This is a genomic window from Insolitispirillum peregrinum (genome assembly GCF_900156605.1).
Lineage (GTDB): Bacteria > Pseudomonadota > Alphaproteobacteria > Rhodospirillales > Rhodospirillaceae > Insolitispirillum > Insolitispirillum peregrinum.
The window spans coordinates 519,469-542,237 of the sequence record NZ_FTOA01000002.1; the positions used below are offsets into that span (position 1 = coordinate 519,469).

At 63.5% G+C, this 22,769-nt stretch carries 20 protein-coding genes and 1 pseudogene; 9 read left to right on the forward strand and 12 right to left on the reverse strand.

The features are described 5' to 3' along the window. Nucleotides 1-100: 100 nt before the first annotated feature. Together ggt and BW995_RS06360 are read right to left on the reverse strand one after the other, a co-directional pair. On the reverse strand, nucleotides 101-2,041 hold the full coding sequence (gene ggt / locus BW995_RS06355) for a gamma-glutamyltransferase (protein WP_076399328.1): 1,941 nt from the start codon (nucleotides 2,039-2,041) through the stop codon (nucleotides 101-103). A 22-nt stretch (nucleotides 2,042-2,063) separates the two neighbouring features. Next, the gene (locus BW995_RS06360) at nucleotides 2,064-3,491 is read right to left on the reverse strand and encodes a tetratricopeptide repeat protein (RefSeq protein WP_076399329.1); all 1,428 of its coding nucleotides are present in this window, start codon (nucleotides 3,489-3,491) and stop codon (nucleotides 2,064-2,066) included. A gap of 484 nt (nucleotides 3,492-3,975) precedes the next feature. Here BW995_RS06360 and BW995_RS06365 point away from each other — a divergent pair, with 484 nt between their 5' ends. Continuing rightward, nucleotides 3,976-4,305 (forward strand): hypothetical protein, encoded by a 330-nt coding sequence (locus BW995_RS06365; protein WP_076399330.1) that lies wholly within the window; start codon nucleotides 3,976-3,978, stop codon nucleotides 4,303-4,305. Nucleotides 4,306-4,431: 126 nt separating this feature from the next. Then, nucleotides 4,432-6,336, forward strand: coding sequence for a cyclic nucleotide-binding domain-containing protein (locus tag BW995_RS06370; protein WP_076399331.1), 1,905 nt, complete (start codon nucleotides 4,432-4,434; stop codon nucleotides 6,334-6,336). 72 nt (nucleotides 6,337-6,408) lie between these two features. Here BW995_RS06370 and BW995_RS06375 read toward each other — a convergent pair whose 3' ends face one another. From BW995_RS06375 to BW995_RS06385, 3 genes are all read right to left on the reverse strand, one after another. After that, nucleotides 6,409-8,241 (reverse strand): ABCB family ABC transporter ATP-binding protein/permease, encoded by a 1,833-nt coding sequence (locus tag BW995_RS06375; protein WP_076399332.1) that lies wholly within the window; start codon nucleotides 8,239-8,241, stop codon nucleotides 6,409-6,411. A 17-nt stretch (nucleotides 8,242-8,258) separates the two neighbouring features. After that, the gene (locus BW995_RS06380) at nucleotides 8,259-10,301 is read right to left on the reverse strand and encodes a hypothetical protein (RefSeq protein ID WP_076399333.1); all 2,043 of its coding nucleotides are present in this window, start codon (nucleotides 10,299-10,301) and stop codon (nucleotides 8,259-8,261) included. A gap of 184 nt (nucleotides 10,302-10,485) precedes the next feature. Then, complete coding sequence (locus BW995_RS06385; protein WP_076399334.1) at nucleotides 10,486-10,866, reverse strand: hypothetical protein; 381 nt, start codon at nucleotides 10,864-10,866, stop codon at nucleotides 10,486-10,488. A 166-nt stretch (nucleotides 10,867-11,032) separates the two neighbouring features. Here BW995_RS06385 and mtgA point away from each other — a divergent pair, with 166 nt between their 5' ends. After that, complete coding sequence (mtgA, locus tag BW995_RS06390; protein ID WP_076399335.1) at nucleotides 11,033-11,740, forward strand: monofunctional biosynthetic peptidoglycan transglycosylase; 708 nt, start codon at nucleotides 11,033-11,035, stop codon at nucleotides 11,738-11,740. 168 nt (nucleotides 11,741-11,908) lie between these two features. On the opposite strand, the gene BW995_RS06395 is transcribed toward mtgA, so the two are convergent. Then, entirely contained in the window at nucleotides 11,909-12,526 is a 618-nt protein-coding gene (locus BW995_RS06395) for an SH3 domain-containing protein (protein WP_245821302.1), read from the reverse strand. A gap of 426 nt (nucleotides 12,527-12,952) precedes the next feature. Between BW995_RS06395 and BW995_RS06400 the strand changes: the two genes are divergently transcribed. Continuing rightward, a complete protein-coding gene (locus BW995_RS06400; protein WP_076399336.1) occupies nucleotides 12,953-13,939 on the forward strand; it encodes a 2-hydroxyacid dehydrogenase in 987 nt (328 codons plus the stop codon). 48 nt (nucleotides 13,940-13,987) lie between these two features. On the opposite strand, the gene BW995_RS06405 is transcribed toward BW995_RS06400, so the two are convergent. The 5 genes from BW995_RS06405 to BW995_RS20400 form a co-directional block, all read right to left on the reverse strand. Continuing rightward, a complete protein-coding gene (locus tag BW995_RS06405; RefSeq protein WP_175617003.1) occupies nucleotides 13,988-14,551 on the reverse strand; it encodes a GNAT family N-acetyltransferase in 564 nt (187 codons plus the stop codon). Nucleotides 14,552-14,648: 97 nt separating this feature from the next. Then, nucleotides 14,649-15,947, reverse strand: coding sequence for a nucleoside recognition domain-containing protein (locus tag BW995_RS06410; protein WP_076399338.1), 1,299 nt, complete (start codon nucleotides 15,945-15,947; stop codon nucleotides 14,649-14,651). 270 nt (nucleotides 15,948-16,217) lie between these two features. Next, nucleotides 16,218-17,060, reverse strand: a complete 843-nt coding sequence (locus tag BW995_RS06415) for an aminotransferase class IV (protein ID WP_076399339.1) — start codon at nucleotides 17,058-17,060, stop codon at nucleotides 16,218-16,220. Next, entirely contained in the window at nucleotides 17,060-18,427 is a 1,368-nt protein-coding gene (locus BW995_RS06420; protein ID WP_076399340.1) for an anthranilate synthase component I family protein, read from the reverse strand. Before BW995_RS06420 ends, BW995_RS06415 begins: the two co-directional genes overlap by 1 nt. An 88-nt stretch (nucleotides 18,428-18,515) precedes the next feature. After that, entirely contained in the window at nucleotides 18,516-18,758 is a 243-nt protein-coding gene (locus tag BW995_RS20400) for a hypothetical protein (RefSeq protein ID WP_139332786.1), read from the reverse strand. A gap of 395 nt (nucleotides 18,759-19,153) precedes the next feature. Here BW995_RS20400 and BW995_RS06425 point away from each other — a divergent pair, with 395 nt between their 5' ends. From BW995_RS06425 to BW995_RS06445, 5 genes and pseudogenes are all read left to right on the forward strand, one after another. Beyond that, nucleotides 19,154-19,630, forward strand: coding sequence for a Dps family protein (locus BW995_RS06425; protein WP_076399341.1), 477 nt, complete (start codon nucleotides 19,154-19,156; stop codon nucleotides 19,628-19,630). Between the two features lie 397 nt (nucleotides 19,631-20,027). Then, a pseudogene (gene ihfB / locus BW995_RS06430) lies at nucleotides 20,028-20,321 on the forward strand (integration host factor subunit beta); the annotation flags it as partial. A gap of 195 nt (nucleotides 20,322-20,516) precedes the next feature. Next, nucleotides 20,517-20,846, forward strand: a complete 330-nt coding sequence (locus BW995_RS06435) for a LapA family protein (protein ID WP_076399343.1) — start codon at nucleotides 20,517-20,519, stop codon at nucleotides 20,844-20,846. A gap of 263 nt (nucleotides 20,847-21,109) precedes the next feature. Further along, nucleotides 21,110-21,328: a hypothetical protein gene (locus tag BW995_RS06440; protein WP_139332787.1), complete on the forward strand. Its 219-nt coding sequence runs from the start codon at nucleotides 21,110-21,112 to the stop codon at nucleotides 21,326-21,328. Nucleotides 21,329-21,560: 232 nt separating this feature from the next. Then, nucleotides 21,561-21,800: a hypothetical protein gene (locus tag BW995_RS06445; RefSeq protein ID WP_076399345.1), complete on the forward strand. Its 240-nt coding sequence runs from the start codon at nucleotides 21,561-21,563 to the stop codon at nucleotides 21,798-21,800. A 283-nt stretch (nucleotides 21,801-22,083) separates the two neighbouring features. Here the strand turns inward: BW995_RS06445 and BW995_RS06450 are convergent, their stop codons facing one another. Further along, nucleotides 22,084-22,731: a pyridoxamine 5'-phosphate oxidase family protein gene (locus tag BW995_RS06450; RefSeq protein ID WP_076399346.1), complete on the reverse strand. Its 648-nt coding sequence runs from the start codon at nucleotides 22,729-22,731 to the stop codon at nucleotides 22,084-22,086. Between the last annotated feature and the right edge of the window lie 38 nt (nucleotides 22,732-22,769).

The window sequence follows — 22,769 nt, forward strand, 5'->3', positions numbered from 1 at the left end:
TACGGGTGATCTGTCGAATACCGGTCTTTTCTCTATTTTAAGGCGTAAAAAACCCCCTCTGCCACAGGACAGAGGGGGCGAAAACAGGCGAAATGCCAGATCAATAGCCGGTGGCAACGCCTTCGCGGCGGGGGTCAGCGCCACCGATCAGCACGGTTGCCGGGGCAGCCTGCACCACCGGCTTGGCCACCAGCGGGGCCGGAGCTTCCTTGTTGTCTTCGGCGGTCTTCGGCTGGCTGTCTTCCTCGGTCTTCGGCTTCGGCTTGGCCTTGGCGATCTGGATCACATGCAGGCCGCTGGTCATCGGGCCGACCTTCACCTTGTGGCCGAGGGCTTCCAGCGGGGCTTTCAGGGCATCGCTTTCGACTTCGGTTTCGTCCCGGTCGCGGTTCAGGACGTGCGGCAGGCTGACGGCGGTCTGCGGGTCGAGTTTCTGGTCGAGAATGGCGACCAGCGTCTGGGCGACATAGCCGATGATCTGGCTGCCGCCGGGGCTGCCAACCACCAGCGTCAGTTTGCCGTCGCGGTCAAAGACCATTGTCGGGCTCATCGAGCTGAGCGGACGCTTGTTCGGCTGGACGCTGTTGGCCACCGGACGGCCGTTGATGTCCGGGACAAACGAGAAATCGGTCAACTGGTTGTTCAGCATGAAGCCATCGACCATCAACCGCGAACCAAAGCTGTTTTCAATCGAGGTGGTCATCGACACCGCGTTGCCCTTGGTATCGACAATCGACAGGTGCGAGGTCGACGGCAGGGCCGAGGGTTCAGCAGACACCACCTTGGGGGCCATCGCCGGGGTGCCCGGCTGGGCGTCGGCCATCGCCTTGTTGGGGTCGATCAGGGCCGAGCGCTGTTGCAGGTAGTTCGGGGCCAGCAGACCTTCGACCGGAACGGCAAAGAACGCCCCGTCGGCGAGATAGGCGTTGCGGTCGGCAAAGGCCAGACGTCCGGCTTCGGCCAGCAGGTGGGCGGTCTGGGAGCCGGTCGGGGACAGTTTCGAGGTATCAAAGCGTTCGATCAGCTTCAGCATCTGACCGACGGTTACCCCGCCCGAGCTGGGCAGCCCCATGCCGCAGACCGAATAGCCTTTCCACGGGGTGCAGACCGGGGCCTGCGCCTGTGCCTGATAGCCCTTGAGGTCGGCGAGGGTCAGCAGGCCGGGGTTGGCCTTCTGGCCTCGGACGGCATCAACGATGTCCTGTGCGATCTTGCCGGTGTAAAAGGCGTCGGCCCCACGGTCGGCAATTTCGCGCAGGGTGGCGGCATAGGCCGGGTTGCGGCGAATGGTGCCCGCCGCCAGCGGCTTGCCCTGGGCATCAAGGAAGTAGGCGCGGGTGACCGGGTTCTGTGCCAGCGCCGCCTGATCGGCCTCGATCGAGGTGTGCAGGCGGTCACTGATCGGGAAACCGGCCTCGGCCAGAGTGATGGCGGGTTTGAACAGCGCCTTCCACGGCAGGGCACCCTGTCGGGCGTGGGCGGCAGCCAGCATGCGCAGCACGCCGGGGGTGCCGACGGCGCGGCCACCGATCATCGCGTCGCTGAAGCTCATCGGGGTGCCGTCGGGCTTCAGGAACAGCGACGGGGTGACGGCGGCGGGGGCGGTTTCACGGCCATCCCAGGTGATCAGTTGCCGCTGGCTGGCATTCCAGTTCAGCAGGAAAGCACCGCCGCCAATGCCCGAGGATTGCGGCTCGACCAGCCCCAGCATGGCCTGCACGGCAATGGCGGCGTCGATGGCATTGCCACCGGCTTCAAGGATTTCGCGGCCCGCCTGAGCGGCCAGCGGGTTGGCGGCAACCACCATCGCATGGTCGCGCTCGACCGGGGCCTTGGCTTCAATGCGCGAGGCCGGTTCGGGGGCAACCGGGGCCGGGACCGTCGATGCTGCCTTGGCCGGGGCCTGCGGAGCCGCGGCCTGTTCGGGGGCCGAGGCGCACCCGGCCAGAGCCAGCAGGGCCAGCGCCGCCGCAGCCTGAGACAAGCCCGCGCGCAGCGACCGGCGAGAGGGGACCGAAAGAGCCTGTTCCGTATCGATCATGCTGTGTGAGTGTCCTTGAAGATCAGAATGTTTTGTGCTGGATGGCGCGTTCCAGCGCCGTTTCAACCTGCGCCATCACCCCGGCCCAGTCGCCATGGGACGGCTGTTTGAAAACCCGCACCGAGGGGTACCAGGTCTGCAGGCTGTCATTGGCATCAACGCGCCAGTCATGGCTGACCGGCAACAGCAGCCAGACGGGTTTCCCCATCGCGGCGGCCAGATGCATTACCGAGGTGTCAACTGCGATCACCAGATCAAGGTGGGCGATGACCGCCGCAGTCTCGCGGAAACTTTTCAGCAACGGGTCCAGAATGGTGATCATGCTGGCGATGTTCCAGTCGGCAGGCTCGCTGGCGGCCTTGCCTTTTTGCAGGCTGAACAGCGCCACCTGCGGAAAGCGCAGCAGGGATACCAGATGCTGGAACGGCATCGACCGGTTGTGGTCGTTCTTGTGCGTCGGGCTGCCCTGCCAGCACAGGCCAATCCGCAAGGTGGCCTGTGCGGCCTGTTGCGGCAGCCTGACCGGGATGGACGGCGGTGTGATGTAAGGCGCGCGCGGGATGTCTTCGCGCCGCAGGCCCAGCAACCACGGCAGGGACATCAGCGGAGCCACCAGATCACAGCACCCGGCGGGCGGGGTGGCGTCCCGCACAATGATCTGGGTGACGGCAGGGAATTGCCCGGCCAGCAGGCTGACCAGCTCGGGGCGGACGTGCAGGACCACCTTTGCCCCCCGTGCGGCGACCAGCGGGATGAAGCGCAGGCATTGCAGAACGTCACCAAAGCCCTGCTCGCCGTACAGCAGCAAGGTCTTGCCGGTCAGCGCAGCCGTGCCGTCCCATTCCGGCCAGGGGTAGCGGGGACGCTGGACGCCCTTCAGCCGCCAGCGGGACTCGTAGAGGGCAAAGCCGCGCAGCAGGTCGCCCTTGCACAGCAGCGAATGCGACAGGTCCCACTGGACTTCGGGGTCGTCGGGGGTAAAGGACAGGGTCTTTTCCAGTGCCGCAATCGAGTCGTCGATTTTCTTCATGTCGCGCAGCACCAGCCCCAGCCCGTACCAGGCCCCCCGACAGTCGGAATCATGGGCCAACGCCTGATAGTACGAGGTACAGGCATCCTGATACCGGCCCAGATCGCGCAGCACGTTGCCGCGATTGACCAGCGCGGTCAGGTTGGGGGTCTCGGGCGACAGGGCCATGGCGCGCAGATACAGGGCGTCGGCAGCGGGCTTGCGGTGCAGGCGGCGCAGGGCGACGGCCAGATTGTTCAGCGCCAGGGTGTGCGTGGGCATCTCCTTCAGCACCAGACCATACAGGCGGGCAGCCTGTTCCAGATCGCCGGTGTTATGAGCGCTGACGCCCTGTTGAAACAAGGCCTCGGCGGCGGCCTGCGGCGACACCGGCGCGGACGGAGACGGCGCGGGGGAAGTCGGCGGAAGATCGTGGCTCATCGGGAGGGCGCTGCCAGAGGGTCGGGGCCAGAAGGAACGGACCAGCGGTAACGGGCTGGTCCGGCAGGGACTATCCAGCAGGGCTGGCCGGATTGCAACAGCCGTGCAGGGGGGAATGGCGTGGGTGTGTGAAAATAACTTGACCAATTAGATTGGTTTTTGCCATGATAGATCCCACGACACCGACGTAGATGTCTGTTGATCGTGTGACCTGTCGCCGATCTTCCGTGACGACTGCATCAGTTCGGAAGCCCCCGGTTAACCCCCTTGACCGGTTGGCATTGGGTGTACGTCCATCCCCCTGCGCGTCATAGGCCCGCTGCCGGCTTCCGATACTGCACCCCCTGCACCACTCCCCCCGGTGCAGGGGGTTTTTCTGTTGTGGCCGTTTTGCTTTCTCTTGCTCTTGCTGTCCCAAGGGCCTTTATTGTCGCTGGCGAAGGCCGCAGTTTTTGCCCGACAGACCACAGGAAGGATGAGAAACGTGGAACAGCGTGAGCACTTCGACGAGATCAATGCGCTGGTTGCTTCGATTGCCAAGGCGCACGGTATTGAGGACAAGCAGGCCAGCACCGAGCTGGAAAGCGGCATCATCACGCTGGCCATGGAGCGGGACGAGAACGACGAGCGCTATATCTCGGCCATGCGCAGCGGGGTCGAAGCCCGCATTTATCAGGGCGTGATCCGCTATGCTCCGGGCGTGACCCCGCCGACCGCCCCCGCCGGGACTGATCAAGACGCTGTGGAGGTGGCTGCTGACGAGGGCGAAAGCTGTGGGGCCGGGTCGTCCTGCTGCGGTGGGCATCACCACTGATCCCTCTGGTTTGTCGGCAGATGATCGGAACAAACCGTCTTTCCATAACCTCTCGGTAAGGACTGGGCCGTAAGCTGGTTCTTCGCCAGAGACAGGCAGCAGCGCGCAAAGGGTCAGCAGGCAATCGTGAGCAAGGAAACCCGTACCTACAAGACCGGCGAGTTCATCTATCAGGAAGGTGACGCCAGTGACTGCGCCTATATCATCGAGGCCGGACGGGTAGAGCTGCTCAAGAACGGTCCCTCGGGGCCGGCGCGTATCGGTGGCCTGAGCAAAGGCGAACTGCTGGGGGAAATGGGGGTTCTCGATCAGGGGCCGCGCAATACCTCGGCCCGGGCGGAAACCACCACCAAGCTGGAAGTGATCCCGCGCGCCGACTTCCTGAAAATGATCGAAAAGGATCCGCAGGCGGCGCTGAAAATCATGACCCGTATGGCCAAGCGCCTGCGGGACAGTGACGAAAAGCTGGCCTCGACGCCCGCGCAATCCCCCAAAGCCCCGGTCACCACCTCGACCCCGCCGACACCTTCCCCCCTCAAGACCGGTGGGCAGGCGGCGTTGCCCGCTCCGCCAGTCGCTGGCGGGGCGCTGGTGCCGTTCATGCCCATCGACCCGCAGACGGTGCCGATGCACCACCTGAATGCCTCGTTCCAGCGACAGGGTCTTCTCGACCGGCTGGTTGACGTGTTCCGCGGGGGCCGGACCGCCGCCCGCCGTCGTCCGCGCACGGTGGCGATTACCTCGCTGTCGCTGGATGCGGAATACGACCAGCGCCCCTACCTGCTGGAAACGCTGTCCAATCTGGACGGATTGGTGACGCGGGCCACCACCAACGATTTTCCGGCCCCACCAGAAGGCATTGCGGTGCGCGATTTGCGGCAGGCCCGCCTGCAGGCGCGTCCGTTGCAGGCGGCGGAAAAGGCCGACGTACTGGTGTGGGGTGGTGAAGATGCCGAAGGTCGGGTGATCTCGATGTACTTCAGCAACAAGACCCTGCCGGATACCGACGAACCGGGGTTCTTCCCGCAGGACGCCCTGCTGGTGGTACCGGGCGATTTTGATGAAACCTGGGGCGCCCTGTTGCGCGGGGCGGCGATGGCCGCGGCGGCTGGCAAGCCCAGCACCGATTATCCGTTGTTGCCGATTCTGGCCGAACAGGCGGCGGCGATTGCCTTGCAGCCTCCTTCCAGTCTGACCCCTGCTGAACAGGCGACCGTACGGGCGATGTTCGGGCACATTGCCGCACAGGCCGGGCTGGCCTTTGGCCGGACCCAGTTGATTGATGCGGCAATCCAGTGCTATCAGGCCGCCTTGCCCGACATGCCGCATGAAACCACCGAAGACTGGGTTTCGCTGAACAAGGCACTGGGGCTGTTGCTGCTGGAACGGGCCGAGAAAACCAATGACGAAGGGGTGTTGCGGCGGGCTGCCGATGCCTTTACCAACGCCCTGTCCGGCATGCAGCGCAACCACGACCCGCGCGCGTGGGGCAACCTGCATGTGCGGCTGGGGGCGGTACAGTTCCGTATTGATATGGTCAGCGGTGACGAACAGGCGCTGCGCGAGGCGCTGTCGCATTATCAAACCGCGCTGACCGCCTTTCCCCGCTTTGAAAGCCCATGGCGCTGGGCCGACGTGATGACCGCCATTGGTCAGGTGTTGCAGGTCTATGGCGATCACCTGAAGAACACCGATATTCTGCAAAAAGCGGTGGATGTCTGCCAGTCGGCGCTGGAAATCCGTTCTGCCGAGGCGTCGCCGCTGCTGTATGCCGCCACCCGCAACAACATGGGTTCGGCGCTGTTCCTGCTGGCACGTCATACCGGCGACCCGGAATACATGCGGCTGGCGGCGCTGTCGTTCCGCGATGCGCTGGCGGTGCATCGCTCGACCGGTTCAGGCGGGCCGCTGGCCCGCACCATCCTGAAAAACCTCGACCGTGCTGAAACCGCCCTCAACCGCATCGAAAACCGCCGGGTGGCGCAGCCGGTCTGGGCCGGTGGCGACCTGCCGGAAACGTCGCAGGATTAGCAGGGTGCGTTAAATGTGACGCCACAGTAGACGACGGTCAGTGGAAAAGCATGATCCTTTGGTTTCTTCCCGTTACCCCTGTTGCCGATGCCATAAGGCGGCATAGGCACCACCCCGCGCCAACAAGTCCTGATGCTGGCCGCGTTCGCTGATCCGGCCCTGCTCCAGCACCAGAATTTCGTCAGCATCAACGATGGTTGACAGGCGATGGGCGATCACCAGCGTGGTGCGGTGCTCGGCAACAGGGCGCAGGGCGGCCTGAATGTCGCGTTCGGTGTGGCTGTCGAGGGCGCTGGTGGCTTCGTCGAGAATCAGGATTTGCGGTTGCTTCAGCAGGGTGCGGGCGATGGCCACCCGCTGTTTTTCGCCACCTGACAGTTTCAGGCCGCGCTCGCCGACCATGCTGTCCAGTCCCTGCGGCAGCGAGGCGATGAAATCGCTCAACTGCGCCTGCTGCACAACGGCCTGAATCTCGTCCTCGCTGGCCGAGGGCCGACCGTAGGCGATGTTGTAGCGCAGGGTGTCATTGAACAGCACGCAGTCCTGCGGCACCACCCCCATCAGGCGGCGCAGGTCATCCTGCCGCACGGCACGCAGGTCTTCTCCGGCCACCCGGATGGCCCCGCCGCTGACATCCCAGAAACGGAACAGCAGGCGCGAGAGGGTTGATTTGCCGCCGCCCGAGGCCCCGACCAGTGCCACCTTGCGGCCCGCCGGAATGCGGAACGAGACATCGTGCAGCACCGGACGGGCCGGGTCATAGGCAAAGCTGACCTGATCAAACACCACCTCGGGCGGGCTGTCGCAGCGCAAGGGGCGGGCATCGGGGGCATCGGCCACCTCGGGGGTCTGGTCGAGCAGGGTAAACAGGGTTTCCATGTCGATCAGGGCCTGTTTCAGCTCGCGGTACAGCATCCCGAGGAAGTTCAGCGGTAGGGCCATCTGGATCAGGTAGCTGTTGACCAGCACGAAGTCCCCGACGCTCATCGTCCCGGCGGCCACCCCTTGCGCGGCCATGGTCATCACTACCACCAGCCCCAGCGAGATGATCGCCCCCTGTCCGATGTTCAGGGCTGCCAGCGTACTTTTTGACCGCAGCGAGGCCCGTTCAAAGGACGACAGCGCCTGATCGAAACGGCGGGCTTCGTGGTCTTCGTTGTTGAAGTATTTGACCGTTTCAAAGTTCAGCAGGCTATCGACCACCTTGGCCCCGGCCTCGGCGTCACTGCGGTTCATCGCCCGGCGGAATTTGGCCCGCCATTCGGTGACCAGCATGGTGAACAGGCCGTACAGGCCGATGGTCACCGCCGTGGCCAGAGCAAACCGCCAGTCGAGCAGGGTCCACAGGATGGTGCAGACAATCGCCAGTTCCAGCACGGTGGGGAACGAGCGGAACACCACCAGCCGCAGCATCAGTTCGATGCCGCGTGTCCCGCGTTCGATCACCCGCGACAGGCCGCCGGTCTGGCGTTCAAGGTGAAAGCGCAACGACAGCCGGTGCAGGTGGCGAAAGGCGTGCAACCCGACACTGCGCACCGCGCCCTCGCTGACGCGGGAAAAGACCAGATCCTGCACTTCGCTGAACACCAGTTGCAGGAAACGGGCACCACCATAGCCCAGCAGGATGGCCAGTGGCACGGTTGCCCACAGGGTTGCAGACTCGTCAACGGGTTGGACCGGTCGGGACAACTGGTCTACCGCGGCCTTGTACAGCAAAGGAACCAGGGCCGTCGCGCCCTTGGCGCCGATCAGGCAGACCAGCGCGGCGACCATTCGCCAGCGCAGGGACCATTGCCCTTGCGGCCACAGATAGGGAAGCAGGCGAATCAGGGTGCGGGCTTCATGGCGGGGGCCACTGGCCGCCGGTGCGCCATCGTTCGGCGGCAGGGCATAACGGCTACGCATGAGAAAAAAGACTGTCCTTATGACGGCAGCAGCGGACGGTCTCCATGGGGAACATCTTCTGATGCAGTGTGTTCGGGGGTGGCGTTACCGGGGGCGGGGGTGTCGTCGTCACTGTTCATCCGGCGCAAAACGTCGTGCAGCCGGGCCATCGATTCTTCCATGGTTTCCGTATCGGCGGCAAGGGCGGCGTAGGGCAGGTTCGGCTCGGACAGGCCTGGTGCAGGCAGGTCGGGGGCCACGGTTTCGGTGGTGACCGCATCGGCATGGCTGTCCATTGCCAGCATCTCCTCTGCATCCTCGATGTCCTGCACGGCGGCGGCGTCTTCGGGAGTTTCGGCCAGCGGCAGGGTCTGGTCAGGCGACAGGCCCGCGCTCAGGGTTTGCAGGTCGAAATCGTCGGCAATGAAATACTCTTCTTCCGCCTCTGCCTCTGCCACGGGGGTGGCGTCATCAACCAGCGCCGCCACCTGCTCTTCCAGCTCAAAGCCGTGGGCCACATCATCGCCATAGGCGGTCAGGACAAAGGCTTCCTCGTCTTCGTCATCGTCCAGCGGGGCATCATGGCTCCCAAGCGGGCTGTCGGCATACAGCGGGTCGGTATAGCCGCTGTCAACCAGCGGGGCGAGGGCGGGCGGCGAGGGGGCAACATCGTGGATCACCACCGGTTGCTCGGGAATGGTGTCTGCCGCGGAGGCAAAATCCTCATTCTGGCCGACGGTGACCAGCGGCGGTTCGTGGGAGCGAACGAATTGCGGTGCGGTAAAGGATTTCGGCGCATAGGCCGTGCGTTCCGCCCCGACGATCAGGGCGTCGTCGCTGTCCCCGCGTTGGCCTGCGTCGTTTTTCCTGGCCCCATAGCGCCCGGCCCCGCTTTGCCCGAACCCGCTCTGCCCTGACGCACTCTGCCCTGACCAGGTGCTCCGCCCGCCCGGAATTGGACGGCCATAGCCGCCAACGGTGGAGGCTGACGCGCTGAGGGGGCTGCTGTCTTCGGGGGTGGCGATCAGCGGGCGATAGGTACCATAGCCCACGGGGCGGTTTTCGTCGTGGTTGATGGAAAAGTCATGGCTGCCCGACAGGCCTTCCTGCGCCAGCGGCTCCGAGGCGTAATCATCCGGCAAGGCATGGAATCCGCTGCGCTGACGGGCCTGTTGCTCCAGCGTCTCCCGTTCCTGCACTTCGTCATGGGGAACGCCGAAGTCGTCGGGGAAGTCTTCGACGCCAAAACGAGGGCGGATTTCGGGATCAGGGTCCAGCTGGAAGTCTTCGTCCACATAGCCCGCGACGGTTCCGACAGCCGGGGCATGGCTATCGGCATAGGAATCGCGGGGGATTTCCTCATAGCCCTGTCGCAGGCGCAAGGCGCGCAGGTTGACGGTGGCAAACAGGCTGTGCAGGCGGGCCAGCGGGCCGTCTTCCAGCACGGCGCGGGCCAGCTTGTCGGCATCGGTCTCGCGGAAACTTTCCAGCAGCAGGTCATAGCGGCGCAGGAACAACTGCAGCGCCGACGACGAGATTTCATCGTGGGCCAGCCGCTCGGCCAACAGGTCGGGGAAGTCTTCATAGGCTTCGGCGCGGGTCAGAAAGGCGTAGGAGAAGGCCCAGACATCCCCGGCCACCGTCCGCCCCCACAGTGTATCGGCTTCGTCCTGACTGATCATTCCCAGCCGCTCGGCCAGCACCGCTGCCTGACCGTTCAGGTCCTTCAGCACCAGATCCATGCCGTCGATCACCGACCGCCGCCGACTTTCGCCCTGCATCTGGATCAGGGTGCGAACCTGTGCCTCGATCTGGTCCGACGCCCGCCGTTCCTGTACCACCATCTGTCGCAGGACGCTTTCCTGCCGGTGATTGGACAAGGTGGTCTGGATCAGCCCCAGCACCAGCCACAGCAGCGCCACCGGTCCGAAAACCCCAAAGGCGAACAGGGCCAGATCATTGGGCATCATCAGCAACAGGTTGTCCCAGCCGACAGAATTGCTGACATAGAGCAGTGCCCCGCCTAACCAGGCACAGGTCAGGACACCGGCAGCGATGAACAGGACGATCAGGCCGAGCATGGATTTCTCCGTTCGGGGAACACGGGAATAAACAGCAATCTACCCCATTCCGGGGCAGGGGGTGGGAGCGGGATAACCCGCATCGCATAGTCCATTGTGACTATGCAGTGCAAAAAAACCAAGCCCCCGCGCGTGCAAAAAAGAAAAAAGCTGTTCAATTTGCAGGCAAAAGCCCTGCCGACGATCACCCCAGCGAGCGGAAGCTGCTTCCCGACCGGGCGACGGTAGCCCGCGCCAGTCCCATCAGGCCCAGCACAAAGCCGCCAGCCCCCAGGTCGGTGGTGTAAAAAATCAGCGCCAGACCGGCTGACATCAGGGTGAGCGCCGCCAGCAACAGGTGCGGGCGCAACAGGCCAACGAATCCCAGCACCAGCCCGACCCAGCCGAAAATCTGGAAGTGGAAGGCCTGCACCAGCACGCTGCGTGCCACACAGACCGGCGTTTCGACCGCCGTCCGGCACAGTTCGGCCGAGGTCTGGTCTTCGACCCAGGTCAGCCGCAGCACGGCCGCAGCGAACATGACCGCCGCCGTCAGAAAGAGAATTTGCGTCTTTGGTGCTTTCATGGCCCGCTACTTGTCAACCAGATGGGTCCCGGCTCTTGCAAAGTGCGCTGTGCACCTGCAAATGGGGAAGAGAGCGCCACTTTTACAGAAACAGCCGCATTTTGCCACACCTTCCCCCGCCTTTTGCCCCGTGCCGGGCGCATGTTCCGTCCTGTGGGGCTGTCTGATGGGCAAGCCACGGGAGATGATCCGCACGTTTGGCGGCTGGGTGCGCCGGGGCGTGATCGGGCTGGTGGCGCTGCTGGCGTTCGGGCCGCCGCTGGTGCTGGCGGTCTATCGCGTTGTCCCGCCGCCCGTTACCCCCTTGATGCTGTTGCGCAGCATCGAAGGCCAGCCGATCCGCAAGGACTGGACCCCGCTGGACAGGATATCTCCGGCGCTGGCCCGTTCGGTGATCGCGTCCGAAGACAATTTCTTTTGCCAGCACCGGGGCTTTGACCTGTCGGCCTTTCAGCAGGCGGTCGAAGGCTGGTGGCAGGGCAAGGGGCGGCGGGGCGGCAGCACCATCAGCCAGCAAACCGCCAAGAACCTGCTACTGTTGCCCAGCCGCACGGTTTTCCGCAAGGCACTGGAAGCCTATGCCACCATCTGGCTGGAACTGTTGTGGAGCAAGGAGCGAATCCTCGAGGTCTATCTGAACATCGCCGAATGGGGACCGGGGATTTATGGTGCCGAAGCGGCGGCACAGGCCCATTTCAACCGCCCGGCGGCAAGCCTGACGGCCCGGCAGGCGGCAACGCTGGCGGTGGTTCTGCCCAATCCGCTGCGCTGGTCGGCGGCGCATCCGCCCGGCAGTCTGGTGCGACGGGCGGGGATGATTCAGGGCCGTGTTGCGCAGTTATCGCCGGACCTGCTGGAGTGCAGCGGGCCGTAAGTCAACACTAGGACCGTGGGGCGCGGCTCCCCACCTCGCCGGGGCCGGCAGGCCCCGGACCCCGTTTTATTGAAATTAAAAGAAGAAATGGGGGTTTGGGGGAATTCCCCCAAAGGGGTGCGGGCGATAGCCTGCCCTTTTTCCCAACCATCGGCCCCGAATCGGTGATCAGTCAATCGTCTCGGCGCGATAGACGCCCCACACCTCATCGCGGCTCAGCCAGCCGTGATAGCCTTCGATTTCCACCTGACAATAGACGCTGTTGCGCGGGCATTTCAGCACCTTGCCGATCACCCCCGGGCTCAGCCAGGCCACCGGGGTCGAGGCGTCGCTGTCTGTCCGGCGCAGCATCACCCGCGCCTTGTCCTTGCGGATGGTGACGGTGCGTTTCCCGGCCAGCATCGACTGGTGAACCCAGCCCTCGGCCCCTTCCGGGTCGCGGATTTTGCGCCAGACTTCGAATTCGGCGATCACTTCGACCGGCAGTTCACGCCGGTGATAGACCCATTCCACCGGATATTGCACACCGGGGCCGATGCGCATGTTGACCTCTTTGGTCCGTAACGACACAAAACGTGGCACCGGCAGGCCGCTGCCCTTGATGCCGCTGCCAACCTTGTCGCCTTCGCCGCTGCTTTCGCTGCCTTCCCCGACCGGGCCATCGGCAGGATCGGCGGCCCGCGCTGGCTCGTGCAGCAGCAGGGCGGCGAGCGCAGCCAGCATCAGAAGGGACAACAGGCGGGATGGCAGGCCTCGGGGCGCAAGGGCGGAAAGCATGTGCTGCATTGCGGAGAACGAACTTTCAGACAAGGGACCTGATCAAAGAGCGTATAGATAAAAAGGTGGATACGGGAGGCATTATACCGACTCGGAAGCACAATTCCAGCGCCCACCAGCGGTTCCCTCGCATCCGGGGAGGGGCAACCGCTGCGGCAGGACGGACGGCATGGGTCTGCTCCAAACCCTGCCCCAGCCGAGGATCAGCGTTTCCGCCAAAAAGAGTGGCCGGGAAACAGGGGCGGAATCGTGCTGTGCTGCGGCATTGCGCCCTGTGCAATGCGGGAAGTGTGTCATCCGAAAGAAATATTATTCCGATAATTTATGATTTTGCGCACGAATCCGTCTTGCTGCCTCTGGACATTGTGGTGGGAGCTTGGTAAGCCAACAGGGAACCAAATTCGATCCTGTAACCTTGTCCCAGGGGAATCTTTCATGGCAAAGCAAAAGCCGTTGGTCGTCGTTACCCGCCGACTGCCCGATGCCATCGAGACACGGATGATGGAGCTGTTCGACTGCCGCCTGAACATGGATGACCATGCCTTCACGCGGGAAGAGTTGATCGCTGCCGTGGCCGAAGCCGATGTTCTGGTCCCCACCGTGACCGACCGCCTGGACAAAGGGGTGCTGGCGCAGGCCGGGCCGCAGTTGCGCCTGATTGCCAACTTTGGCAACGGGGTGGACCACATCGACCTCAACACCGCCCAGCAGCGCGGGATCACCGTCACCAACACCCCCGATGTGCTGACCGAAGACACCGCCGACATGACCATGGCGATGATCCTGTCGGTGCCGCGCCGGGTGTCGGAAGGCGAGCGCCTGATCCGGTCGGGCAAGTGGGAAGGCTGGTCGCCGACCCACATGCTGGGTCATCGCATCTGGGGCAAGCGTCTGGGGATCATCGGCATGGGCCGGATCGGTCAGGCGGTGGCCCGCCGGGCGCGCGGCTTCGGGATGGCGATCCACTACCACAACCGCCAGCGCCTGCACCCGGAAATCGAACAGGAACTGGAAGCCACCTACTGGGAAAGCCTGGACCAGATGCTGGCCCGCACCGACGTGATCACCGTCCACTGCCCGCACACTCCGGCCACCTATCACCTGCTGTCGGCTCGCCGTCTGAAGCTGCTGCGCGAACACGCCTATGTGGTCAACACCGCCCGTGGGGAAGTGATCGACGAAAGCGCGCTGGTGCGCATGCTGCAACAGGGTGAACTGGCCGGGGCGGCGCTGGACGTGTTCGAGCACGAGCCGAGCGTCAATCCCAAGCTGCTGGAAATGGACAACGTGGTCCTGCTGCCGCACATGGGCTCGGCGACCATCGAAGGCCGGGTGGACATGGGCGAAAAGGTTCTGGTCAACATCAAGACCTTTGTCGATGGCCACAAGCCGCCGGATCGGGTGCTGCCGAATCTGGTGTAACTGCGCAAGGGGCCGGAGCGTTTTCCGGCCCTTTTGTTTTAGGGGTGATTAACGTACGCTCGTCTGGTCTGTGGCCTGCGGTTCGACCGGCCAGCGCAGGCGATGGACCACATGCGGCAGACCGGCAACGGTGGTGGTGCGCTCAAAGCTCATGCCGCAGGCCCGCATCACCCCCAGCGAGGCCGCGTTGTGCGGCTGGGTATAGGCCACCACGCTGCGCACCAGTCCGGTTGCCCGGACTTCCTCCAGACAGGCGCGGGCCATTTCACTGCCCAGACCTTCCCGCCACAGGCTGTGGCGCAGGGAATAGAGCAACTCCAGCTCCGGGGCGCCGTCCAGCATCACATAGCGGATGCCGGCCCACCCGGCAAAGGCCCCGCTGCCGCGCAGGAAAAACAGCCGCACACCAAAGCCGTGGGCCTTCCAGTGGCCGCTCAGGCTACGGGTGATGTCCAGCATGCGCGGCTCGTCGGCGGCTTTGCCATCGGCAGACAGCCACATCATGGTCTGTGGTGACCCCAGAATATGGCGCAAATATCCCATGTCGCCATCGGTGGCCGGACGCCCCAGCAGGCGGGTGGTCTGAAGCTCCGGGGGCAGGGTCAACGTCATGCTGGCATCCTTGCTCTGCACGTTTTCCGGGGAGGGGCTGGGAGAGACATGGGGACCGCTGCCCACAAAAGCAAACGCGGCACACCCATCCCCCGCCTCAACCATAGAGCAGCGAGCAAATCATCACCGCTCCGGCTACCCCGGCGATATCGGCGATGATGCCGGTCCACACCGCATGACGCATCCGGCGGATGCCGACCGCACCAAAATAGACCGCCAACACATAAAACGTCGTTTCCGTTGACCCCTGAATGGTGCTGACCAGATAGCCGACATAGCTGTCTGGCCCGATGGCCGGATCATTGATGATCGAGGCCAGCACGGCAAAGGCTCCCGAGCCGGACAACGGACGCAGCAGGGCCATCGACAGGGCTTCGGCGGGCAGGCCAAATGGCGCGGTCAATGCCCCCAGTGGCGTCAGGATCACCTCCATTGCCCCCGAGGCGCGGAACATCGCCACCGCCACCAGAATCGCCACCAGATAGGGAATGATGCGGATCGCCAACTGGAATCCGTCGCGGGCACCATCCACAAACACTTCATAGACCCGCACCCGCCGGACAGCGCCATAGCCCAGCAACAGCATCGCCAGTCCGGGAATGATCCACGGCGCAATGGCCTTCCCCCACAGGATGGTCAGCGGGATGATCGAGAAAAAGGCCAGCAGGGCCACCGCCGACACCCAGCCGGGATAGGCCCCGGTTTCGGTGGCGGGAAGGGGGGCGGAGGGTTCGGCTGGGGCTTCCTCGGGGGCAGGAACGGCGGACAGATCGATCGGAGTCGAACCCAGCGGGAAAAATCGCGCCAGCAGCTTGGCGGTAATGACGGCGGTCAGGGTTGACAGCGTGGTGGCGACCAGTGTGGTGGCGACAATACCCGCCGGGTCCTGCGAACCGGCGGCGGCGCGCAAGGCCACCACCCCGGTCGGCAACAGGGTGACCGACGAGGTGTTGATGGCCAGAAACAGCACCATCGCATTGCTGGCGGTTCCCTTGACCGGATTCAGCCGGTCAAGCTCCTGCATCGCCCGAATGCCGAACGGGGTGGCGGCATTGCCCAGTCCCAGCACATTGGCCGAGATGTTCATGATCATTGCCCCCATCGCCGGATGGTTGGCCGGAACATCGGGGAACAGACGGATCAGGGCCGGACGCAGCAGGCGGGCGATGACCGCCAGCAACCCGCCCGCCTCGGCCACTTTCATCAAACCCAGAAACAGCGTCATTGACCCGACCAGCCCGAGGGTCAGGGTCACCGCCCCGGCGGCACTGTCGAGCATCGCCTTGCTGAGGGCATCCATCGCCGACGGCATCCCCGCTGCCAGCGGATCAACGATCTGGTGATAGGCGGCAACCCCGAATGACAGGGCGATCAGGATGAAAAACAGGATATTCACGACAGCCCCTCGCCTTTGCCACACTGCAGTTGCGCAGGGTGCCGCTGTTCGTCACCGGCGGCAAGGGGAACTGTCGGGGTGGGGCGTCTGCGTTATTTGCGCATCACCTTGTAGAGCAGGAACCCGCCCAGTCCAAAGGTGATCAGCAGGATCAGGGCAAAGCCGCCGATGCTGTAAAAGAACATGTCGTCGTACATGAGGACCTCCTGCACAGGATGGGGTGAACGACCCCATTAGAAAGCCCCTTCAAAAAGTGTGCATTGAAGTTCGTCAATCGAACGGCGTTTCTGTGCCCAACCGGTCGCGGGCCAGCTCTTCCCATCGTCTGGTCGCTTGCGGGTCCGGCAACAGGCGGCCATCGCAGCGGGCCACCTGCCGGACAGACAGGGCGTTGCTGACCACCATCGCCCCGGCGCTGGCGAGGCTGGCGGGGGTCAGCGGTGCTTCTTCGGCCAGACCGGCGGCCAGAATCTGCTGGCGGCGCACACCGGGCAAGGCGCCGTCACTGACCGGCGGGGTCAGCCAGCGCCCATCGAGATACAGGAACAGGCTGGCAATGGAGGTCTCCGCCACCCGCCCTTGCGTGTTGAGCAGCACCGCATCATCGGCTCCGGCGGCAGCGGCCTCCCGGCGGGCCAGCAGGCCGTCACCATAGTTCAGGCTTTTCAGCTGGGACATTGGCGAGAATTCGTTGCGGCGGGTGCTGGTGGCGGTGATCAGGCTCAGGCCGGGCAGGGCGAATCCGCTGGGGGTTGCCGCCGGGCTGACGGTGATCAGCAGCGTCGGCGTTTCCTGACCGGACGGCAGCAAGCCGCGCGGGCCACCGCTGCCGCGGGTCCAGGTCAGCCGCATCGAGCCGTGGCCCATCTGCGTGGCAATGATCAACGCCGGGATTGCCTGCTCTTCGATGACGTCCCATGGCGGCTGGGGCAGCCCGAGGATATCGCAGCCATGGGTCAGCCGTTGACGATGGGCCGACCACAGGCAGGGCTGTCCTGCCCGGATGCGGATGGTTTCAAACAGGCCATCGCCGAGCAGAAAGCCGCGCTCACTGACCGGCAAGCGGGCATCTGCATCGCTGCACAGGCCATTCTGGAACCAGACCGGGGCCATCAGGCGGTCTCCTCACGGTCAGAGAGGGGGGGATCGTTGCTGACCGCCCGCAACAGGGGGGCAATTTTGATCATCGCTTCCTGCCACTCGGCGGCGGGGTCGGAATCCGAGACAATGCCGCCGCCCGCCTGCGCCGCAATGCGCCCCGAGCGACCGACGACCAGCGAGCGAATCAGGATCGAGCTGTCAAAGGCGCCATCGGCCCCCCACCACAGCAGGCTGCCGCAATACAGGCCCCGACGACACGGCTCCAGATCGCGCAACAGTTCCATGGCATGAATCTTTGGCGCACCGGTGATCGAGCCACCGGGAAAGCTGGCCCGCAGCAGCGACAGCGCATCGTGCTGTTCGGTGAGCTGGCCGGTGACCACGCTGACCAGATGATGGACCGAGGGAAAACTTTCCAGCCCGCACAACACCGGTACCCGCACCGAACCCACCCGGCAGACCCGCGACAGGTCATTGCGCAGCAAATCGACGATCATCAGGTTTTCGGCCCGATCCTTGACGCTGGCCTGCAAGGCGGCGGCCTGCGCCTGATCGTCCTCGGGCGTGGTGCCCCGTGGCCGGGTGCCTTTGATTGGCCGGGCCTCGACCTGCCCGTCGGCAGATACCGCCACGAATCGCTCGGGCGAGGCCGAAAGAAGGTGCGCGCCGCCAAAACTGGCCATGGCGGCAAATGGCGCCGGGGATGCCAGCCGCAGGCGGCGGTACAGGTCCCACACCGGCAGGCAGTCGGGCATCTGGCCGCTGAACCGTTGGGTGACATTGGCCTGAAAAATCTCGCCGGCCCAGATGGCGGCAATGGCCTGACCGATCGCCTGTTCGGCCTCGGCGCGCGACTGGTCGGCGCTGAGGGTGGTGGCCAGCGGCGACAGCAGCGGCAGGGGAGTGTCTGCCGCTGTTCGCACGGTGGCGGCCAAAGCCTGTGCCTTGGCTCTGGCCGACGGTGCCGCACAGACCCAGGCGCGGCGCTGAACAGTATCAAAGGCGGCCACCACGTCATACAGCCCAAAGGCCGCCTCGGGGGTATCAACCTCGTCAGGGCGCGGGATGGGCAGACGTTCGAGATGGCGACCGGCTTCATAGGACAGCCAGCCGACCACGCCGCCCTGAAATGGCGGTGCGGCAGGATCGGCAACCGGCGTTCCCCACGAATGCATCTGCTGGCGCAGGTCGGCCAGAGTGGCAAACGGGTCGTCCGGGTCAACCTCAAGACGGTCCGGGGCCACACACAGGTAACTCCACCGGCCCCGCCCTCCGGCGGACAGGGCCGACTCCAGCAACACTGCGCCCTCCTGCCCGGCAAAGGGCGCGAAAGCACGCACTGGCGAGCAATAGGGAATCGGCAGCATGACCCACGACATTCACGGCCCCTGTGGTGGCGACTGGCAAGGGCTCAGGTTTGAACGCAAACGGTTCCGGGGGTCAAGGGGCTACTGTTCCGGCCCGTGATCAGGAGCCGGAGGCACAGTATTTCCGCCCGGCATGACGGCGTTCCAGCGGTCGGGCCGGGGCATCATGATCATAGAGCAGGGCTGCGGTTTGATACGGGGGGTGAGCAAGAGGAGAAAGCGGGGACGGCGGCGGATAGGGGTACCCCAGCATCGGAACCAGCAGGGATTTTGCGTCCGGCCCGCGAAGCAGCCGTAAAAGGCCGGAGCTGGGGGAACGGGTATCGGTCTGGCTAGCGGTCATCGGATCCTCCCGGTCTGTGAGAAAACACAGTCGATGCGCTCGCCGCTTGTTTTGTTGCCGTTAGCGGCAGTTTGTTTCTTGCCGTTACCGGCAGGGCGGCGTTATGAAAGACCTTAGCATTCTTGTGACTGTTTCACCACCTGACCAACAGATAGACGGCTTGCGGAAAGGCTATTCCTTTTGGATATTCAATCGTAAAATACGATTATAATGTATCTTATAATCAATTTTGCTCGACGGCGGTTCTGCCATACACTCTGACCTGTCCCAAGCAAGGGGAAGACGGCTCTGGTGGATGATCCACCAAGACCATATATGAAGTAAAGTTGCTATGGGGGTATCTGCCGGATGGAGCAGGCCCTGCATGGCGTAATCAGGACGCGCAGGAGAGAACGATGAATAGCCCCGCGATCAACATCGGTATTCCGGACGAAGACCGCCAGAAAATTGCCGCCGGTCTGTCCCGTCTGTTGGCCGACACCTATACCCTGTACCTGAAGACCCACAATTTCCACTGGAACGTCACCGGCCCGATGTTCAACACGCTGCACCTGATGTTCGAGCAGCAGTACACGGAACTGTCGCTGGCGGTGGACCTGATTGCCGAACGAATCCGCGCTCTGGGCGTGGTGGCTCCGGGGACCTACCGTGAATTCGCCGCCCTGACCCGCATCAAGGAAGAAGACGGCGTGCCGAAGGCGGAGGCCATGCTGGCCATTCTGGTGGCCGATCAGGAAGCGGTGGTGCGCACCGCCCGTGAAATCTTCCCGCTGGCCGATGCCGCCAACGATGAACCGACCGCCGACCTGCTGACCCAGCGGATGCAGACGCACGAAAAGACTGCCTGGATGCTGCGCGCGATGCTGGGCTGACCGCAAGGGCGGCTTGCAGCACAGGCCGACACAGACCACCATTTCCGCCTCGGTGGCAACCCGGAGTTTTCTCCGGGTTGTTCCGTTTCAAGGGAACGGCTCGACCGGCCTGTTCTGTCTGGCGATGATCTTTTTGGTGCTTTGTCTGCCTTAAAACCATTGTCTCTATATGGCTAAAGGGATGAAAAAAGCCCCTATTCAGCCGGTTTTGCAGAAAAAATCCATGAAAAGCGTTTTAGCAGAGGGGGTTACCCTTGACCTATCGCCTTTGCTTTGGCACCTTTTTCAGAAGCAAGACGGTTCTCTTGAGGAAGCGTGCCACGATCCCGGCAAGTGCCTGACAGCGTGGCGATATCCATCGCGTCCCTTTTCATAGTAGCCCCAAGCGGAGGCTGACCACGCCATGACCAAGTCAGAGCTGATCGCACACATTGCGGAACGTAACCCGCATCTTTACCAGCGTGATGTTGAACGGATTGTCTCAACGATTTTCGACGAAATTGCCGCCGCCCTGTCTCGTGGGGACCGGGTTGAGCTGCGCGGCTTCGGGGCCTTTTCGGTCAAGAAGCGTGATGCTCGTCTGGGGCGCAACCCCCGGACCGGTGAATCGGTCGATGTGTCGGAAAAGTGCGTGCCGTACTTCAAGACCGGCAAGCAGCTGCGCGACCTGCTGAACGCAGACAGCGAATAAGCCGGACAGGCCCGGGGAAGGCTCCGAGTGGATTGTCCGTCCAAAGGCATCCGTAAGGGAGCAGACCCGGGAGCCGGTGATGCTGCCGAATGTTCCCCGGCTGACCAACCAGAAGACACCAGGGCACTCCCTGCCGCTGGTGTCTTTTCCCATGGGGCTGGTGCGCTGGCCCTGTCTGATGCAAGGGAGACTGCCGTGAAAATCCTGTCCTGGCTGCTTGGTTTGCCGGTTGCGTTGCTGGCCATCGTGTTTGCGGTGGTCAATCGTCATGCTGTCACGGTCGATATCTGGCCGTTGCCATGGGATGTCAGTGCCCCGTTGTACCTGCTGGTTCTGGGGGCATTGGCCTTCGGGGTGATTCTGGGCAGCATCCTGACCTGGCTGGCCGGAGTCCCGGTGCGGGGCAAGGCGACGCGGGAAAGCCGGCGGGCCAATGTGATGGCCTATCAGCTTGACCAGTTGAAGGTCGAAAACGAGGCCCTGCAAAAAGCCCGACAGACGGCGCTGCCGCGAATGGAACCGTGATCCGGCTAGACCAGCGTGCGTTAAATCCGGCGCAGGCACGCAGGTCTAGCCTTTTGTTCTATCGCATTGTTGTTGCGAAAACCGGTTCCCACTTTTCGTACAATGCTCTGGCCTGTCGCCCCCCTGTGGTCGCGGATGACCGGCAGAGTTATACGAATGCACTCATTATCATGGTGCATTTGGCCCCTTGTTCAGTGGTCTGTTAGCATGAATTCTGCATAGAGTGGCGGGATACAAGACCGTGACATGCTCAGGAGCCTATGGTGACCTATCTGTTCTATCGCGATCATCTGACGTCCTTGTGGGATGTGGTTGCCGTCTATCCCAACGGAGAACGACAGGTTCTGAGGTCCTTTGACCACGCGATTCCTGCCCATCGTTATCTGACAGCCTTGCGGTCGCGCGACCGGCAGACCAAATCCGTCCGGGGAATGATCCCGGTGCTGGCATTGGCCAGCCTGTCGTGTGACGTGGTGCATTGACGGGACAGGGGATGGCGGAAAGCTGACACAGGCATTCTTCCCATTTTGCGACAGCGGTGCGGAATGTGTCGCATTTTGCAAGGCTGGGTGGCGTTTTGCGGGTGGGAATCGCATAAAAAGATAAAAAACCCCCTGCTGGTATTGGCCTGAAACGTGCATTATATGAGTCAAGGACAAGGCTCGTCAGGGTATCCCTGGTATCGGCCGGCAGGCCAGGAAGAGGAGGTTGGTCATGCAGACAGTACGGTCGTTGCGGCGGCATATCCGCTCGTTGACGTCATCGCTGGCGGTGGTGCCGCTGATGCTGGTGGCTGTGTTGACCGCGACACTTGCGATCGCGTCGATTGGCACCGCAGCGGTGATGCTGAGCGTGGCAGCGGTTGTTCTGTTCAGTGGCCTGTGGATGGCTCGCCGCATGCAGGAACAACGCCTGGCCGCCATTCGCGTGCGCAGCCGGTCCCGGCGGCGCTAGAGCCCGATCGATAGCCGGGGCTGGCCGTAGGGTGGCCCCCCCGGGATGAGGTGACAACAGCCGGATCATTGTGCGGGTCAATGAAAGAACCGCACAATGATCCGGCTGTTTTGTACTGCCGCCCGAACCCGTTTGGTGGCAATGCCCCAAGCCCCCATTTTTCTTTAAAAATCAAATCAATGGGGTCCGGGGCCTTCAGGCCCCGGCGAGGTGCGGAGCAGCGCTCCGCATCCTTGTTTCCTTACTGTCGTGTCCTGTGGCGTCAGATTTCACGCTCACTGCTTTAATAGCCCGACGGCCCCGGAGGTGCGGTGTTGGTATCGGTCACCGGGATGCCCGCAGTCAGCGTCAGCGGCACGACACCGGCCCACACCGGCAGCCCATAGTCGGCTTCGGCGTCGATCGGGCCGCCGGTCCTGACTTTCAGCGATGCTTCGGCCAGCGACAGGCCCAGCACGGCAGTGGCATTCAATTCCCTGGAATTGGCGGGACGAATGGCACTGACCCGATCCGGGGTCACCTTGATCATCATCTGGTGCAGGAGGGCGGCCTTTTCATCGGCATCGCTGACCAGACGCGGGGTGCCGTAAATCACTGCGCTGCGGAAATTGGCCGAGTGGTGAAAGGCCGAGCGGGCCATCACCAGACCATCGAGCAGGGTGATGGTCATGCAGGCTTGCGCTCCTTCGGCGGCGGCCACCATCAGGCTGTTTTTCAGATGGCCATGGATGAACACTTCCTCACCGACCCGCCAGGGAACGAACGGCAGAATGCGTGGCACGCCGTCAACCACCAATGCCAGATGGCCAACCAGAGCTTCGTCAATGACCGCATGCAGGGCCGCACGATCCGTTTCAGCGCGCTCGGAATGACGCACCAGACGGGTCCGGTCGGTGCTGGACAAGGGCGGCAGGGCAGAGGGGGAAGACATGGTACTGGTCCTTGAACGCAAGAGAAAACAGGGAGTCC

What these genes read in the sequence shown, in the direction of transcription:
- ggt (WP_076399328.1), bottom strand. Translation starts at nt 2,041, where the DNA reads ATGATCGATACGGAACAGGCTCTTTCGGTCCCCTCTCGCCGGTCGCTG.
- BW995_RS06360 (WP_076399329.1), bottom strand. Translation starts at nt 3,491, where the DNA reads ATGAGCCACGATCTTCCGCCGACTTCCCCCGCGCCGTCTCCGTCCGCG.
- BW995_RS06375 (WP_076399332.1), bottom strand. Translation starts at nt 8,241, where the DNA reads ATGCGTAGCCGTTATGCCCTGCCGCCGAACGATGGCGCACCGGCGGCC.
- BW995_RS06380 (WP_076399333.1), bottom strand. Translation starts at nt 10,301, where the DNA reads ATGCTCGGCCTGATCGTCCTGTTCATCGCTGCCGGTGTCCTGACCTGT.
- BW995_RS06385 (WP_076399334.1), bottom strand. Translation starts at nt 10,866, where the DNA reads ATGAAAGCACCAAAGACGCAAATTCTCTTTCTGACGGCGGCGGTCATG.
- mtgA (WP_076399335.1), top strand. Translation starts at nt 11,033, where the DNA reads ATGGGCAAGCCACGGGAGATGATCCGCACGTTTGGCGGCTGGGTGCGC.
- BW995_RS06395 (WP_245821302.1), bottom strand. Translation starts at nt 12,526, where the DNA reads ATGCAGCACATGCTTTCCGCCCTTGCGCCCCGAGGCCTGCCATCCCGC.
- BW995_RS06400 (WP_076399336.1), top strand. Translation starts at nt 12,953, where the DNA reads ATGGCAAAGCAAAAGCCGTTGGTCGTCGTTACCCGCCGACTGCCCGAT.
- BW995_RS06405 (WP_175617003.1), bottom strand. Translation starts at nt 14,551, where the DNA reads ATGACGTTGACCCTGCCCCCGGAGCTTCAGACCACCCGCCTGCTGGGG.
- BW995_RS06415 (WP_076399339.1), bottom strand. Translation starts at nt 17,060, where the DNA reads ATGGCCCCGGTCTGGTTCCAGAATGGCCTGTGCAGCGATGCAGATGCC.
- BW995_RS06420 (WP_076399340.1), bottom strand. Translation starts at nt 18,427, where the DNA reads ATGTCGTGGGTCATGCTGCCGATTCCCTATTGCTCGCCAGTGCGTGCT.
- BW995_RS20400 (WP_139332786.1), bottom strand. Translation starts at nt 18,758, where the DNA reads ATGACCGCTAGCCAGACCGATACCCGTTCCCCCAGCTCCGGCCTTTTA.
- BW995_RS06425 (WP_076399341.1), top strand. Translation starts at nt 19,154, where the DNA reads ATGAATAGCCCCGCGATCAACATCGGTATTCCGGACGAAGACCGCCAG.
- BW995_RS06445 (WP_076399345.1), top strand. Translation starts at nt 21,561, where the DNA reads ATGCAGACAGTACGGTCGTTGCGGCGGCATATCCGCTCGTTGACGTCA.
- BW995_RS06450 (WP_076399346.1), bottom strand. Translation starts at nt 22,731, where the DNA reads ATGTCTTCCCCCTCTGCCCTGCCGCCCTTGTCCAGCACCGACCGGACC.